This is a genomic window from Xanthomonas hortorum (assembly GCF_024339125.1).
In the GTDB taxonomy this organism is placed as follows: Bacteria; Pseudomonadota; Gammaproteobacteria; order Xanthomonadales; family Xanthomonadaceae; genus Xanthomonas; species Xanthomonas hortorum.
Window position 1 is genome coordinate 3,930,491 of record NZ_CP101417.1, and the last position, 13,576, is coordinate 3,944,066.

At 63.8% G+C, this 13,576-nt stretch carries 12 protein-coding genes; 9 read left to right on the top strand and 3 right to left on the bottom strand.

Annotated features, from left to right (window positions below):
• Nucleotides 1–37: 37 nt before the first annotated feature.
• Nucleotides 38–1,327 (top strand): replication-associated recombination protein A, encoded by a 1,290-nt coding sequence (locus tag NMB96_RS16815; protein WP_255086984.1) that lies wholly within the window; start codon nucleotides 38–40, stop codon nucleotides 1,325–1,327.
• A gap of 317 nt (nucleotides 1,328–1,644) precedes the next feature.
• Complete coding sequence (crcB, locus tag NMB96_RS16820; protein WP_043889213.1) at nucleotides 1,645–2,046, top strand: fluoride efflux transporter CrcB; 402 nt, start codon at nucleotides 1,645–1,647, stop codon at nucleotides 2,044–2,046.
• 98 nt (nucleotides 2,047–2,144) lie between these two features.
• Here crcB and NMB96_RS16825 read toward each other — a convergent pair whose 3' ends face one another.
• From NMB96_RS16825 to NMB96_RS16835, 3 genes are all read right to left on the bottom strand, one after another.
• The gene (locus tag NMB96_RS16825) at nucleotides 2,145–3,350 is read right to left on the bottom strand and encodes an acetyl-CoA C-acyltransferase (protein ID WP_023903984.1); all 1,206 of its coding nucleotides are present in this window, start codon (nucleotides 3,348–3,350) and stop codon (nucleotides 2,145–2,147) included.
• A 155-nt stretch (nucleotides 3,351–3,505) separates the two neighbouring features.
• Complete coding sequence (locus NMB96_RS16830; protein WP_255085300.1) at nucleotides 3,506–5,878, bottom strand: 3-hydroxyacyl-CoA dehydrogenase/enoyl-CoA hydratase family protein; 2,373 nt, start codon at nucleotides 5,876–5,878, stop codon at nucleotides 3,506–3,508.
• Nucleotides 5,879–5,903: 25 nt separating this feature from the next.
• Nucleotides 5,904–6,536, bottom strand: coding sequence for a TetR/AcrR family transcriptional regulator (locus tag NMB96_RS16835; protein ID WP_006448733.1), 633 nt, complete (start codon nucleotides 6,534–6,536; stop codon nucleotides 5,904–5,906).
• A 219-nt stretch (nucleotides 6,537–6,755) separates the two neighbouring features.
• On the opposite strand from NMB96_RS16835, the gene ndk reads away from it, so the two are divergent.
• The 7 genes from ndk (at nucleotide 6,756) to der (ending at nucleotide 13,380) form a co-directional block, all read left to right on the top strand.
• Nucleotides 6,756–7,181, top strand: coding sequence for a nucleoside-diphosphate kinase (ndk, locus tag NMB96_RS16840; RefSeq protein WP_006448732.1), 426 nt, complete (start codon nucleotides 6,756–6,758; stop codon nucleotides 7,179–7,181).
• Nucleotides 7,182–7,199: 18 nt separating this feature from the next.
• Nucleotides 7,200–8,405: a dual-specificity RNA methyltransferase RlmN gene (rlmN, locus tag NMB96_RS16845; RefSeq protein ID WP_023903986.1), complete on the top strand. Its 1,206-nt coding sequence runs from the start codon at nucleotides 7,200–7,202 to the stop codon at nucleotides 8,403–8,405.
• A 10-nt stretch (nucleotides 8,406–8,415) separates the two neighbouring features.
• On the top strand, nucleotides 8,416–9,189 hold the full coding sequence (locus tag NMB96_RS16850) for a tetratricopeptide repeat protein (RefSeq protein ID WP_043889214.1): 774 nt from the start codon (nucleotides 8,416–8,418) through the stop codon (nucleotides 9,187–9,189).
• A complete protein-coding gene (locus tag NMB96_RS16855; RefSeq protein ID WP_255085302.1) occupies nucleotides 9,186–10,046 on the top strand; it encodes a helix-turn-helix domain-containing protein in 861 nt (286 codons plus the stop codon). Before NMB96_RS16850 ends, NMB96_RS16855 begins: the two co-directional genes overlap by 4 nt.
• 70 nt (nucleotides 10,047–10,116) lie before the next feature.
• Nucleotides 10,117–10,755: a YfgM family protein gene (locus NMB96_RS16860; RefSeq protein WP_255085303.1), complete on the top strand. Its 639-nt coding sequence runs from the start codon at nucleotides 10,117–10,119 to the stop codon at nucleotides 10,753–10,755.
• A complete protein-coding gene (gene bamB / locus NMB96_RS16865) occupies nucleotides 10,755–11,972 on the top strand; it encodes an outer membrane protein assembly factor BamB (protein WP_074057500.1) in 1,218 nt (405 codons plus the stop codon). Before NMB96_RS16860 ends, bamB begins: the two co-directional genes overlap by 1 nt.
• 10 nt (nucleotides 11,973–11,982) lie before the next feature.
• A complete protein-coding gene (gene der, locus NMB96_RS16870; protein WP_006448726.1) occupies nucleotides 11,983–13,380 on the top strand; it encodes a ribosome biogenesis GTPase Der in 1,398 nt (465 codons plus the stop codon).
• Nucleotides 13,381–13,576 lie beyond the last annotated feature (196 nt).

The window sequence follows — 13,576 nt, forward strand, 5'->3', positions numbered from 1 at the left end:
CGTAGACGGCGAGCATCTGCGCCCGCTGGCCGAGCGCATGCGTCCGCGCACCCTCGACGAGATGGTCGGGCAGAAACGCCTGCTGGCACCCGACAGCGCATTGCGACGCGCGGTGGAATCCGGCCGCGTGCATTCGATGATCCTGTGGGGGCCGCCCGGTTGCGGCAAAACCACCCTGGCGCTGCTGCTGGCGCATTACTCGGATGCCGAATTCAAGGCGATCTCGGCGGTCTTGTCGGGATTGCCGGAAGTGCGCCAGGTATTGGCCGAGGCCGCGCAGCGCTTTGCCAGCGGCCGCCGCACGGTGTTGTTCGTCGATGAGGTGCATCGCTTCAACAAAGCGCAACAGGACGCGTTTTTGCCGCATATCGAGCGCGGCACGATCCTGTTCGTCGGTGCGACCACCGAAAATCCATCCTTCGAATTGAACTCCGCATTGCTATCGCGTTGCCGCGTACATGTGCTGGAAGGCGTCTCGCCGCAGGACATTGTCGAGGCCTTGCAGCGGGCCTTGCATGATTCGGAGCGCGGGCTGGGGCAGGAGACCATCCAGGTCAGCGATGCCTCGCTGCTGGAAATCGCCAGCGCGGCCGACGGCGATGTGCGCCGTGCATTGACGCTGCTGGAGATCGCTGCGGAACTGGCGACGGGCGAGGGCGGCGAGATCACCCCGCAGACGCTGCTGCAGGTGCTGGCCGACCGCACCCGTCGTTTCGACAAGAACGGCGAGCAGTTCTACGACCAGATCTCGGCGCTGCACAAATCGGTGCGTAGTTCCAATCCCGATGCCGCGCTGTACTGGCTGACCCGCATGCTCGATGGCGGCTGCGACCCGGCGTATCTGGCGCGGCGGCTGACCCGCATGGCGATCGAAGATATCGGCCTGGCCGATCCGCGCGCGCAGAGCATGGCGCTGGAAGCCTGGGACATCTACGAGCGCCTGGGCAGCCCGGAAGGCGAGCTGGCGTTCGCACAATTGGTGCTGTATCTGGCCAGCACCGCCAAGTCCAATGCCGGCTATGCGGCCTTCAATCAGGCCAAGGCCGAAGTGCGCGCCACCGGCACCCAAGAGGTGCCGCTGCATCTGCGCAATGCGCCGACCAAGCTGATGAAGACGCTCGGTTACGGGCAGGACTATCAATACGACCACGATGCCGAAGGCGGCATTGCGCTGGATCAGACCGGCTTCCCCGATGCGATGGGCGAGCGGGTTTTTTACAACCCGGTGCCGCGCGGGCTGGAGATCAAGCTCAAGGAAAAGCTCGATCGTTTGCGCGCGGCGCGCGAGCAGGCCAGGGCTGAGAAGGCCCGCAAGCCGGCGGGATAAGTGGTGACAACGCTGGATAGCATCGCGCCCTGGAGCTGCACGCCGCCTGGACTAAAGGGATGTGTTTGCCAACCCTGCCGGCACGGCGTTCTGTGTCCAGCGAGTGTTTCTCGACTTGAAGCCAGCGAGAAAACGAACGCGTGGCCACTGAGCGGACGCGGCCGATGCTCGGTGCGGCGTCACCACTCGTACAATCCGGTTAGAGCGCGCCGTTTGATGACCTGATGCGAGCTCGCCACGTTTTGTTCGCAGCTTTCAGGAATGACAATGCACGACACGCACTTGCAGACGCAGCCAATCCATTGCGGAACGCGCGCATGAACGCTCCGGTGTGGTGGCAGCAATTGCTGCTGGCGATGACCGGCGGCGCGCTCGGATCGGGCCTGCGCTTTGCCATTGGCGCGTCCTTGCTGCAGCGCTTCGGTACAGGATTTCCATGGGGCACCCTGACCGTGAACCTGGTCGGTTCGTTCGTCGCCGGTGTGCTGCTGGTGTGGCTGGATGCGCGCGGAGCGTCGAGTTGGCCGCTGCGGGCCTTGCTGATCGTCGGTGTGATCGGCGGGCTGACAACGTTCTCGTCGTTGATGATGGAATGCCTGGTGTTTGCGCGCACCGATCGCTCCGCGATGATCGGCGTGTATCTGGCAATCACGCTGGTGGCCGGCTTGGCCTTGGTGTTTTTGGGTGCACGCACCGGTCAATGGCTGGTGGCGCGCTGAAAGTAAAAGAGGGCGTGCTTTCGCACACCCTCTCGATCACTGCATGTCGATGAAGTGCGCGATCGTGACAACGCCCCGATCGCGCGGCAGGCAGCGGCTTACAACGCTTCGATAATGCCTGCCGCGCCCATGCCGGTGCCGATGCACATGGTGACCATGCCGTACTTCTGCTGCCGGCGACGCAGGCCGTGCACCAGCGTTGCGGCACGGATCGCGCCGGTCGCGCCCAGCGGGTGGCCCAGAGCGATCGCGCCGCCCAGCGGGTTGACCTTGGACGGATCCAGTTCGCTGTCGCGGATCACCGCCAATGCCTGCGCGGCAAAGGCTTCGTTGAGCTCGATCCAGTCGATCTGGTCCTTGGTCAGGCCGGCCTGCTTGAGCGCCTTGGGAATCGCCGCGATCGGGCCGATGCCCATCACTTCAGGACGCACGCCGGCTACCGAGAAGCTGACGAAACGGGCTAGCGGGGTCAGGCCGTAATCCTTGATCGCCTGCTCGGAGGCCAGCAGCACCGCACCGGCGCCGTCGCTCATCTGCGAGGAGTTGCCGGCGGTGACGCTGCCGCCGAACTGGCCGTTACGGAACACCGGGCGCAGCTTGGCCAGGCCTTCGAGCGAGCTGTCCGGGCGCGGGCCTTCGTCGGTGTCGACCAGGCGCTTGCGCAGCGCGATGACATTGCCTTGCAGGTCAGGCTGGTGCGAGAGAATTTCGTACGGGGTGATCTCGTCGCGGAATTCGCCGGCGGCAATCGCGGCAATCGCCTTCTGATGCGAGGCCAGTGCAAACGCGTCCTGATCCTCGCGCGAGACTTTCCATTCCTCAGCCACTTTCTCGGCGGTGATGCCCATGCCATAGGCGATGGCGACATGGTCGTCGGCGAACACGTTCGGCGACATGGCGACCTTGTTGCCCATCATCGGCACCATCGACATCGACTCGGTGCCGCCGGCCAGCATCAGGTCGGCGTTGCCCAGACGAATCTGGTCGGCCGCCATCGCCACGGCCTGGATGCCGGACGAACAGAAGCGGTTGATGGTCTGGCCGGCCACGGTGTTGGGCAGGCCGGCCAACAGCACGCCGATGCGCGCCACGTTCATGCCTTGCTCGCCCTCGGGCATGGCGCAGCCGATGATGGCATCGTCGATCCGCGACAGATCGATGCCCGGCGCCTGCGCCACCACCGCACGCAGCACGTGCGCCAGCATGTCGTCGGGACGGGTATTACGGAACACGCCCTTGGGCGCCTTGCCGACCGGGGTACGGGTGGCGGCGACGATGTAGGCTTCTTGAATCTGCTTGCTCATGGCTATCTCCGATAGCCGGGAATCGAGAATGGGGAGTCGGGAATCGCAAGTGCGGATTCGCCTGAGTTCGCCATTTTCATTACCCGGCAGAATAGTGGGGAGAAGCGGGGAGTCGGTTGGGCTTTTACCCATTCCCGATTCCCCACTCCCGATTCTCAGTTCCTGAGTGGCTTACCCGTCTTGAGCATGTGCCCAATCCGCGCCTGGGTCTTTTCCTGCTGGGCCAGTTCGACGAAGTGCTTGCGCTCCAGCTTGAGCAGCCATTCTTCGTCGACCAGCGCGCCGCGATCGACTTCGCCGCCGCACATCACCGTGGCGATGCGGGTGGCGATTTCATAGTCGTATTCGCTGATGAAGCGGCCTTCCAGCATGTTGACCAGCAGCATCTTGAAGGTGGCGATGCCGACGTCGCCGGCGACCTGGATGCGGCGTGCCGGCAGCGGCGCGCGGTAGCCGCCTTCGGCCAGTGCGCGCGCTTCGGCCTTGGCGATGTGCAGCGCTTCGAAGCTGTTGAACACGATCTTGTCGGTACCGCGCAGTAGGCCCAGTTCCTGGGCATTGACCGCAGAGTTGGAGACTTTGGCCATCGCGATGGTTTCGAAGGTCTTCTTCAGCTCGGCGAACACATCGCCACCCGGGCCGGCGGCAATCGATGCGCGCACGGCGATTTCCTTCAAGCCACCACCGGCCGGCAGCAGGCCGACGCCGGCCTCGACCAGGCCGATGTAGCTTTCCAGCGAGGCCACGGTCTTGGCGCTATGCATCTGGAACTCGCAACCGCCGCCCAGCGCCAGGCCGCGCACGGCCGAAATCACCGGGACCTGCGCGTACTTGATGCGCTGGCTGGTGGCCTGGAAATTGGCGACCAGCGCTTCGAACGCATCGACCTTGCCGGCCTGCAGCAGACCCAATGCACCGGCCAGATCGGCACCGGCGGAGAAGGGTTCCTTCTGCTGCCAGATCACCAGCCCGGCGAAGTCTTTCTCGGCGCGGCCCACCACTTCCTGCAACCCGTTGAGCACGTGATCGGAGACGGTATTCATCTTGGTCTTGAAGCTGACCACGGCGATATCGTCGCCGTCATGCCACATGCGCACGCCGTCGTTTTCAAACACCGTCTCGCCCGGGGAGAACTGCTCGCCCAGCAGCGGATCCGGGAAGCGCTGACGCTTGTACACCGGCAGCGCCGAACGCGGCAGCTTGGCATCGTGCGCCGGGCTGTAGGAGCCTTCGGCCGCATGCACGCCGTCGCGGCCGTCGAACACCCAGTTCGGCAACGGCGCGCTGCTCATGCTCTTGCCGTTAGAGATATCTTCGGCAATCCACTGCGCCACCTGCTTCCAGCCGGCGGCCTGCCAAGTCTCGAACGGGCCAAGCGACCAGCCGTAGCCCCAGCGGATCGCCAGATCCACGTCGCGCGCAGTCTCGGCGATGTCGGCCAAGTGATAGGCGCTGTAGTGGAACAGATCGCGGAAGCTGGCCCACAGGAACTGTGCCTGTGGGTGCTGGCTCTCGCGCAACTTGGCAAACTTTTCGGCCGGGTTCTTGATCTTGAGGATCTCGATCACTTCCGGTGCGGCAGTGCGATCAGCGGCGCGGTAATCCTGCTTCTGCAGGTCCAGCACCACGATGTCCTTGCCGACCTTGCGGAAGATGCCGGCGCCGACCTTCTGGCCGAGCGCGCCCTTGGCGATCAGCGCGTCCAGCCACTTCGGCGACTTGAAATACTGGTGCCACGGATCCTCGGGCAGGGTGTCGCCCATGGTCTTGATCACGTGCGCCATGGTATCCAGACCGACCACGTCCGAGGTGCGGTAGGTCGCCGACTTCGGGCGCCCGACCAGCGGGCCGGTCAGGCCGTCCACTTCATCGAAACCCAGGCCGAATTCCTGCGTGTGATGGATGGTGGCCAGGATCGAGAACACGCCGATGCGGTTGCCAATGAAGTTCGGCGTGTCCTTGGCATACACCACGCCCTTGCCAAGCGTGGTGACCAGGAAGCTTTCCAGCCCTTCCAGCACCGCCTTGTCGGTGCCCTTGGCTGGAATCAGCTCGGCCAGATGCATGTAACGCGGCGGGTTGAAGAAATGCACGCCGCAGAAGCGGTGGCGCAATTGCTCTGGCAGCACGTCGGAGAGCTTGTTGATGCCCAGACCGGAGGTGTTGGACGCCAGCACCGCATGCTCGGACACGAACGGGGCGATCTTCTTGTACAGGTCCTGCTTCCAGTCCATGCGTTCGGCGATCGCCTCGATGATCAGATCGCAATCGCGCAGCTGCTCCAGGCCACTCTCGTAGTTGGCCGGCGTGATCGCCTCGGCCAGCGCCTTGCTGGCGAGCGGGGCAGGGCTGAGCTTGCCGAGGTTGGCGATGGCCTTGAGCACGATGCCGTCGGCAGGGCCCTCCTTGGCAGGCAGGTCGAACAGCACGGTGTCGACACCGGCATTGGTGAGGTGCGCGGCGATCTGCGCGCCCATGACGCCGGCACCGAGCACGGCGGCGCGACGGACTAGCAACGGATTGGACATAGCAATTAGCCTCTTGGTGGAACGTTTACGGTGTGGAATGAGCGCGGAAACCGGGTTCCGCGAAACGAATCAGTTCGCGCGCGGCCCGCGCACGGTGGTCGGCCTCGCTGACGCCGGCCGGGCGCTTGATCAGCCCGAAGTCGGCCATCGCATAGGTCAGCGCACCGGCCAGAAAATCCAGCCGCCAGTACAGCTCTTCCTTGCTCAGGCCCGGCACGCAGGCGGCGATGGCCTTGCCGAATTCGCGCAGCACATGGCCGTAGTGATCGGACAGGAACTTGCGCAGGTTGTCGTTCTTTTCGGCGTAGGCACGTGCGATCACGCGCACGAACGCGCCGCCGCTCTGGCGGTCCTGCGCCATCGCCAGGGCAGGCTCGACGAAGGCCGCTAGCACCGCGGTGAGTTCGCCCGGATGCGCACGCTTGGCGGCTTCCAGCTGCTGCAGCCGCGCGGTGGTCATTTCGTCCATGCGGCGCCGGAACACCTCGTTGACCAGGTTCTCCTTGGAGCCGAAGTGGTAGTTGACCGCGGCGATATTGACGTCGGCCTGGGTGGTCAGCTGGCGCAGCGAGGTGCCGGCGAAGCCATGCTGTGCGAACAGCTCCTCGGCCGCGCCGAGAATGCGGTCCTTGGTGGAGAAGTGGGCGGGCTTGGGCATGCGCAGGGGTGGAACTCAATCAAACGATTGTTTGAGTCTACGGGCTGGAGACTGCGCCGGTCATGCGGCAATGCAGCACGATTCAGGAGGCGGTGTGCAAAGGTCTTCACTAAGAGATAGAATTGATCATCGCAAAGAAGCCTAAGCCCGCGTTTTGACGCGGGTTTTTTTCATGATAACCTCGGGTCTTCAAGTGGCCCGCCCAACGGAGATCTTCCCATGGCGCTGGAGCGCACCCTGTCCATCATCAAGCCCGATGCCGTCGCCAAGAACGTCATCGGCGAAATCTACAGCCGTTTCGAAAAGGCCGGCCTGAAGATCGTGGCCGCCAAGTACAAGCAGCTGTCGCGTCGCGAAGCCGAAGGCTTCTACGCCGTGCACCGGGAGCGTCCGTTCTTCAATGCGCTGGTCGAGTTCATGATCTCCGGCCCGGTGGTGATCCAGGCGCTGGAAGGCGAGAACGCCGTTGCTGCACACCGTGACCTGCTGGGCGCGACCAATCCCAAGGACGCTGCGCCGGGCACCATCCGCGCCGACTTCGCCGATTCGATCGATGCCAACGCCGCCCACGGCTCGGATTCGGTCGAGAACGCTGCCAACGAAGTCGCGTATTTCTTTGCCGCTACTGAAGTGGTCTCGCGCTGAGGCCGAGAGAGTCGAATCGTGAATGAGGTCGTGATCCCCTCCGTGCTGCAGGACGTCCCTGTCCGTACCCCGGAACTGCGCAAGCAGAACCTGCTCGACCTCGACCGCGAGGGACTGGAGCGCTTCTTCGCCGACACGCTCGGCGAAGCGCGTTACCGTGCCCATCAGGTGATGAAGTGGATTCACCATCGCTACGTCACCGACTTCGACCAGATGACGGACCTCGGCAAGGCGCTGCGTGCGAAATTGCACCAGCACGCCGAGGTCCTCGTCCCGACCGTCGTGTTCGACAAGCCTTCCACCGACGGCACCCACAAGTGGCTGCTGGCCATGGGCACCGATGGCAAGAATGCGATCGAGACGGTGTATATCCCCGACAAGGGCCGTGGCACGCTGTGCGTGTCCTCCCAGGTCGGCTGCGGCTTGAACTGCACCTTCTGTTCGACCGCGACCCAGGGCTTCAACCGCAACCTCACCACCGCCGAGATCGTTGGGCAGGTGTGGGTAGCGGCGCGCCATCTGGGCAACGTGCCGCACCAGCAGCGTCGTCTCACCAATGTGGTGATGATGGGCATGGGCGAGCCGCTGATGAATTTCGACAACGTCGTGCGCGCGATGAGCGTGATGCGCGACGATCTGGGCTACGGCCTTGCCAGCAAGCGGGTGACGCTGTCGACCTCCGGCCTGGTGCCAATGATCGACCGGCTCTCGACCGAAAGCGATGTGTCGCTGGCCGTTTCGCTGCATGCCGCCAACGACGCGCTGCGCGAGAGCCTGGTGCCACTGAACAAGAAGTACCCGATCGCCGAGCTGATGGAGTCGTGCGCGCGCTATCTGCGCGGCAACAAGAAGCGCGATTCGGTCACCTTCGAATACACCTTGATGAAGGGCATCAACGATCAGCCGGAGCATGCGCGTCAGCTGGCCCGCTTGATGCGTCAGTTCGACAATGCGGTGCAGTCAAAGGATGCGGGCAAGGTCAACCTGATTCCGTTCAATCCGTTCCCGGGCACGCGCTACGAGCGTTCTGGCGAGACGGAGATCCGGGCTTTCCAGAAGATCCTGCTCGACGCGCAGGTGCTGACGATGGTTCGCCGCACGCGTGGCGACGATATCGACGCCGCGTGCGGACAGCTCAAGGGGCAGGTCATGGACCGTACCCGTCGCCAGGCAGATTTCCTGCGCACACTGGAAGGCCAGGCCGATCGCGATGCGGCAGCGTGATCTCGCGTTAATGGCGGCTGTGGCGATCGCGCTTGGCGCAGTCGGCTGCGGTGGTCGTAATGCCAAGGCCGGGAGTGTGGAACAGGTAGCGCCGAGTTACGATTTCCGTGACAGCGCAGCAACGCGTGATCGGATTGCATTGGAGCAAAGACTTGGTCTTGCGAACAATCGCCTGCAAAGTGGTAACTATGCCGCCGCCGAACAGTTGGTGCGTGAGGTTCTAAAAAAAACGCCCAATTCGGTTGATGCGTTGATGTTTCTGGGTGTGATTCAGCAGGGGCAGGGTAATCCGGCAGCAGGTGAGACGTATCGCCGTACCGCTGAACTCGCGCCCCAACGTGGCGATGTGTTGAACAATTATGGTGCTTGGCTGTGTGCGAACGGCCAGGCACTGGAGTCTCTGGCCTGGTTTGATCGTGCGCTGCAGGATTCGAACTACCCACCGGCACCGGCTTTGGCTAATGCGGGTGGATGCGCGCTGCAGTCTGGGCAATCGGAGCGTGCTGTACGCGATCTCCGTAAAGCGTTAGAACTGGATCCGGTCAGCGCATATGCGCTCGAATCAATGGCGCGCTACGAGGCCGGGCGAAAGACCTATTTCGAAGCCCGCGCGTTTATCGAAAGACGTCTTGCGGCTGCACCGGTCACTGCTTCCGTGTTACAACTCGCCATTCAGATTGAGCAAGGGCTCGGCGACAAGGTAGCCGCCGGCCGTTACCACCAGCGGTTGGTCAAGGAATTCCCTGACGCAGCGACCGCCAACCCCGGGGCCAATGCATTGTGATCAATGATTCCCATCCGAACCCTTTCGAGCAGGAAAAGGGCTGCGGACAGCATTTGCGCGAAGCGCGCGAAGCAGTAGGTCTGAGCGTGGAAGATGTCGCCGGCAAGCTGCGCATGCCGGCACACGTGGTGCGTTCGTTGGAGCAGGAAGAGTGGCAGCGTCTGGGCGCGCCGGTCTTCGTGCGCGGCCAGCTGCGCAGTTATGCGCGTCTGCTGCATGTGGACCTGGAGCCGCTGTTGCTGCAGGCAACCATTGCGCCGGTCGAACCGGTCACCCTGGTCAGCCATACGCATACCCCGCGTGCGCGCCGCATTCTCGAAAGCACCGCGCGCAAGGCGATGTATGTCGTCATCACCGGTGTGTTTGCCGTACCGGTCTGGTATGCGACCCGCTCGCATCTTGATGGCAACGCGCCGAGTACGGTGTCGCTGGACAGCATGCCGGAAGCGGCAAACACCGGCACATCCGCCGCGGGTGCAACGCAGCCGGCCAATGCGCCACGCGAGCAACCCGCGCCGTACATCGCGTCGATGACGCCGGTGCCGCGGGCCACACCCGACGTGGAGACGTCTGCAGCTGCGGCCGCCAGTGGCGGCAGTTTGTCGTTGAGTTTCAGCGGCGACAGCTGGGTGCAGATCCTGTCACCGGATGGCAGCGCGGTCGAAAAAGCGCTGGTGCGTGCCGGCGAACGTCGCAGCTATTCGCCGGGGCAGGTGGGTCGCATCGTGCTGGGCAATGCGTCGGCGGTAGAGGTTCAGCAAGGCGGCAGTATCGTCGATTTGAAACCGTTCCAGCGCGCTAACGTGGCCCGTTTTGCGGTATCCTCCGACGGCTCCGTGGTACCTGCTTCCGAGTGAAGCGGACTGCGGTTTTTCATTTTTCCCTATTGATGTTCCGCGCCTCCGGGACGACGGAGCGAGAGTACGCATGGCGATCGACGATCTGCTGGACGAACACGAACAAGGCGAACGCGTTCGTTCCTGGTTGAGAAAGAATGGCGCGGGTCTGGTGGGCGGCGTCGTGGTTGGCCTGGCCCTGATCCTGGGCTGGCAGTGGTGGCAGAAGCACACCAACACCCAATCGGTGGAAGCCAACACCCGTTACGAGGCGGTGGTGAAGTCGATCCAGGGCAAGGACCTGGACAAGGCCGCCAAAGAGATCGTGGCGCTCGACGACGGCAAGGGCGGTGTCTACGCCGAACTGGCTGCGTTGCGTCTGGCCAAGGCCCAGGTGGATGCCGGCAAGCATGCCGAAGCGATCAAGACCCTGCGCGATGTGCCTGCCGAAGGCGAGCTCAAGCAGATCGTGCAGCAGCGCCTGGCGCGTGTGTTGACCGAAAGCGGCAAGCCGGACGAAGCGATCAAGCTGCTGGCCGATGCGCAGGACCACACCAGTCTGGAGATCCGCGCCGATGCGCTGGTCGTGCAGGGCAAGCCGGATGAAGCGCGTGCGCTCTACGCCAAGGCCCTGACCACGGTGGATGTGGCCTCGCCGCAGCGCCGTTTGCTGGAAACCAAGCTGATGGATGTGGGCGGCAAAGTGCCCAATCCGGCGGAGCCGATTTGATGAAGCAGGTTGATATGTACAAGCGCATTGCATTGATCGCCCTGATGGGCGTGTCGTTGGCTGGTTGCAGCACGGTCAAGGGCTGGTTTGCCGGGAAGGATGCTGCTGCCAAGAAGGCGCAGGAACCTGCCGAACTGGTCAAGTTCGAGCCCTCGGTCAAGGTTGACAAGCTGTGGTCCACCGGCGTGGGCAAGGGCGAAGGCCATATCGGCGTGCGTCAGCGCCCGGCCGTGGCCGATGGCAAGGTGTACGCCTCGGCGATCACTGGTGGCGTGGAGGCATTGGACCTGCAGACCGGCAAGCGCGTGTGGGAATACAAGCCCAAAAAAGAAGAGCGCAACGATCGCAAGTTCAAGCAGCGCCTGTCCGGTGGCCCCGGCGTTGGCGAAGGTCTGGTGGTGATCGGTACGCTGTCTGGCGATGTGATTGCGCTGAACCAGGCCGATGGCACCGAAAAGTGGCGCGCCAAGGTACCGAACGAGGTCATCGCTGCACCGGCCATTGCGCAGGGTCTGGTGTTGGTGCGTAGCAACGACGGTCGCGTCAGCGCCTTCGACGCGACCACCGGCGAGCGCCGCTGGTTCCATGCCGAGGAAGGCCCGACCCTGTCGGTGCGCGGCAATGCGCCGATCGTCACCGGCCCGGGCGTGGTGTTCGTCGGCAATGACAGCGGCACCTTGAGTGCGCTGGCGCTGCAGGACGGACGCCCGTTGTGGGAACAGGCCATCGGCGTGCCGGAAGGCCGTACCGAGCTGGAGCGCATGTCCGACGTGGATGGCGCACCGGTACTCGACGGCACCACGCTGTACGCAACCAGCTTCAAGAACGAAACCCTCGCACTGGAAGGCCCGAGTGGCCGTCCGCTGTGGACGCGCGATCACGGCGGTGCCGGTGGCGTTGGCGTGTCGTCCAGCGTGGTGGTGGTGTCGGATAACGCCGGTTCGGTGTGGGGTCTGGACAAGAGCAGCGGTGCGGCGATGTGGTCGCAGGCCGCGCTTGCACGTCGCTCCCTGACCGGTGTGGCCATCCAGGGCGATTACGCCGTGGTTGGTGATTACAAGGGTTATCTGCACTGGCTGAAACTCAGCGATGGTGCACTGGCCGCGCGCGCTCGCGCTGGACGCGACACGCTGCTGGCGCAGCCGATCGTCGTGGATGGCATTCTGTTGGTACAAAACACCGATGGCGATATCACCGCCTTCCGGTTGGCACAATAAGGACTTTGCGATGCTGCCCCTGGTCGCCCTGGTTGGACGGCCCAATGTCGGCAAGTCCACCATTTTCAATGCGCTGACGCGCACCCGTGACGCGCTGGTCCACGACCAGCCTGGCGTCACCCGCGACCGTAACTACGGGGTCTGCCGTCTCGATGAGGAGCGCCCCTTCATCGTCGTCGATACCGGCGGTATCGCCGGCGACGAGGAAGGTCTTGCCGGCGCCACCGCGCGTCAGGCACGTGCCGCTGCCGGCGAAGCCGATCTGGTGCTGTTCGTGGTCGATGGCCGCGAAGGTGCGTCGTCGCTCGACGACGAGATCCTGGCCTGGCTGCGCAAGCTGGCGCGGCCGACCGTGCTGGTCATCAACAAGATCGACGGCACCGACGAAGAAACCGTGCGCTCGGAGTTCGCGCGCTACGGGTTCTCCGATGTGGTGGCGCTGTCTGCCGCGCATCGGCAGGGCATCGACGAACTACTGGAAGAAGTCGGTGCACGCTTGCCTGCCGAAGGTGCCGGCGAGTTGCTGGATACCGACCCGGCGCGTGTGCGCATCGCCTTTGTCGGCCGCCCGAATGTGGGCAAGTCGACGCTGGTCAATCGCCTGCTCGGCGAAGAGCGCATGATCGCCTCGGAAGTGCCGGGCACCACGCGCGATTCGATCGCCGTGGACATGGACCGCGACGGGCGTCAATACCGCTTGATCGATACGGCCGGCCTGCGTCGCCGTGGCAAGGTCGAGGAGGCGGTGGAGAAATTCAGCGCGTTCAAGACGCTGCAGGCGATCGAACAATGCCAGGTCGCGGTGCTGATGCTCGATGCCGGCGAAGGCGTCACCGATCAGGACGCGACCATTCTGGGCGCTATCCTGGACGCTGGCCGCGCGTTGGTGGTGGCGATCAACAAGTGGGACGGGCAGAGCGACTATCAGCGTGCACAGGCCGAAGACCTGCTGTCGCGCAAATTGGGCTTTGTCAGCTGGGCCGAGGCGGTGCGGATCTCCGCGCTGCACGGCTCGGGCATGCGCGAACTGTTTCAGGCGATCCACCGCGCGCATGCCTCGGCGACGCATGAATTCAGCACCAGCGAAGTCAACCAGGCGCTGGAAATCGCCTACGAGACCAATCCGCCGCCGAGCATCCGTGGTCACGTATCCAAGCTGCGTTACGTGCATCCGGGTGGCGCAAATCCGCCGACCTTCATCGTGCATGGCACGCGTCTGAAAGTATTGCCGGAGTCGTACAAGCGCTATCTGGAAAACTTCTTCCGCAAGCGTTTTAAGCTGGTCGGCACGCCGGTGCGTTTCATCTTCCGCGAAGGCGCCAATCCGTACGAGGGCAAGAAGAACACGCTCACCGAGCGGCAGGTGGCGCGCAAGCGGCGTTTGATGAAGCACGTCAAGGGCAAGTAGGCAGGCTGCCGCGCTGGGCGTGGCGAGCCATCTTCGACGAGCTGGCATGCATGGCGTGCTAGCTCAAGCTTGGGTTGAGTAATTCGCCTGGAAGCTGCCGTGTTCGCGCGGTTCGTGCTGGCCGCAGTGCCGGCCATGCTCTCTGACGGACAGGTGATCGTGCTGGTCGCCGCTCTGAGCCGGCCTGGCGCACTGG

Coding starts and splice junctions, on each gene's coding strand:
- ndk (WP_006448732.1), top strand. CDS start 6,756: ATGGCGCTGGAGCGCACCCTGTCCATCATCAAGCCCGATGCCGTCGCC.
- NMB96_RS16830 (WP_255085300.1), bottom strand. CDS start 5,878: ATGTCCAATCCGTTGCTAGTCCGTCGCGCCGCCGTGCTCGGTGCCGGC.
- NMB96_RS16835 (WP_006448733.1), bottom strand. CDS start 6,536: ATGCCCAAGCCCGCCCACTTCTCCACCAAGGACCGCATTCTCGGCGCG.
- bamB (WP_074057500.1), top strand. CDS start 10,755: ATGAAGCAGGTTGATATGTACAAGCGCATTGCATTGATCGCCCTGATG.
- NMB96_RS16825 (WP_023903984.1), bottom strand. CDS start 3,350: ATGAGCAAGCAGATTCAAGAAGCCTACATCGTCGCCGCCACCCGTACC.
- crcB (WP_043889213.1), top strand. CDS start 1,645: ATGAACGCTCCGGTGTGGTGGCAGCAATTGCTGCTGGCGATGACCGGC.
- NMB96_RS16850 (WP_043889214.1), top strand. CDS start 8,416: ATGGCGGCTGTGGCGATCGCGCTTGGCGCAGTCGGCTGCGGTGGTCGT.
- der (WP_006448726.1), top strand. CDS start 11,983: ATGCTGCCCCTGGTCGCCCTGGTTGGACGGCCCAATGTCGGCAAGTCC.
- NMB96_RS16815 (WP_255086984.1), top strand. CDS start 38: ATGCGTCCGCGCACCCTCGACGAGATGGTCGGGCAGAAACGCCTGCTG.
- NMB96_RS16860 (WP_255085303.1), top strand. CDS start 10,117: ATGGCGATCGACGATCTGCTGGACGAACACGAACAAGGCGAACGCGTT.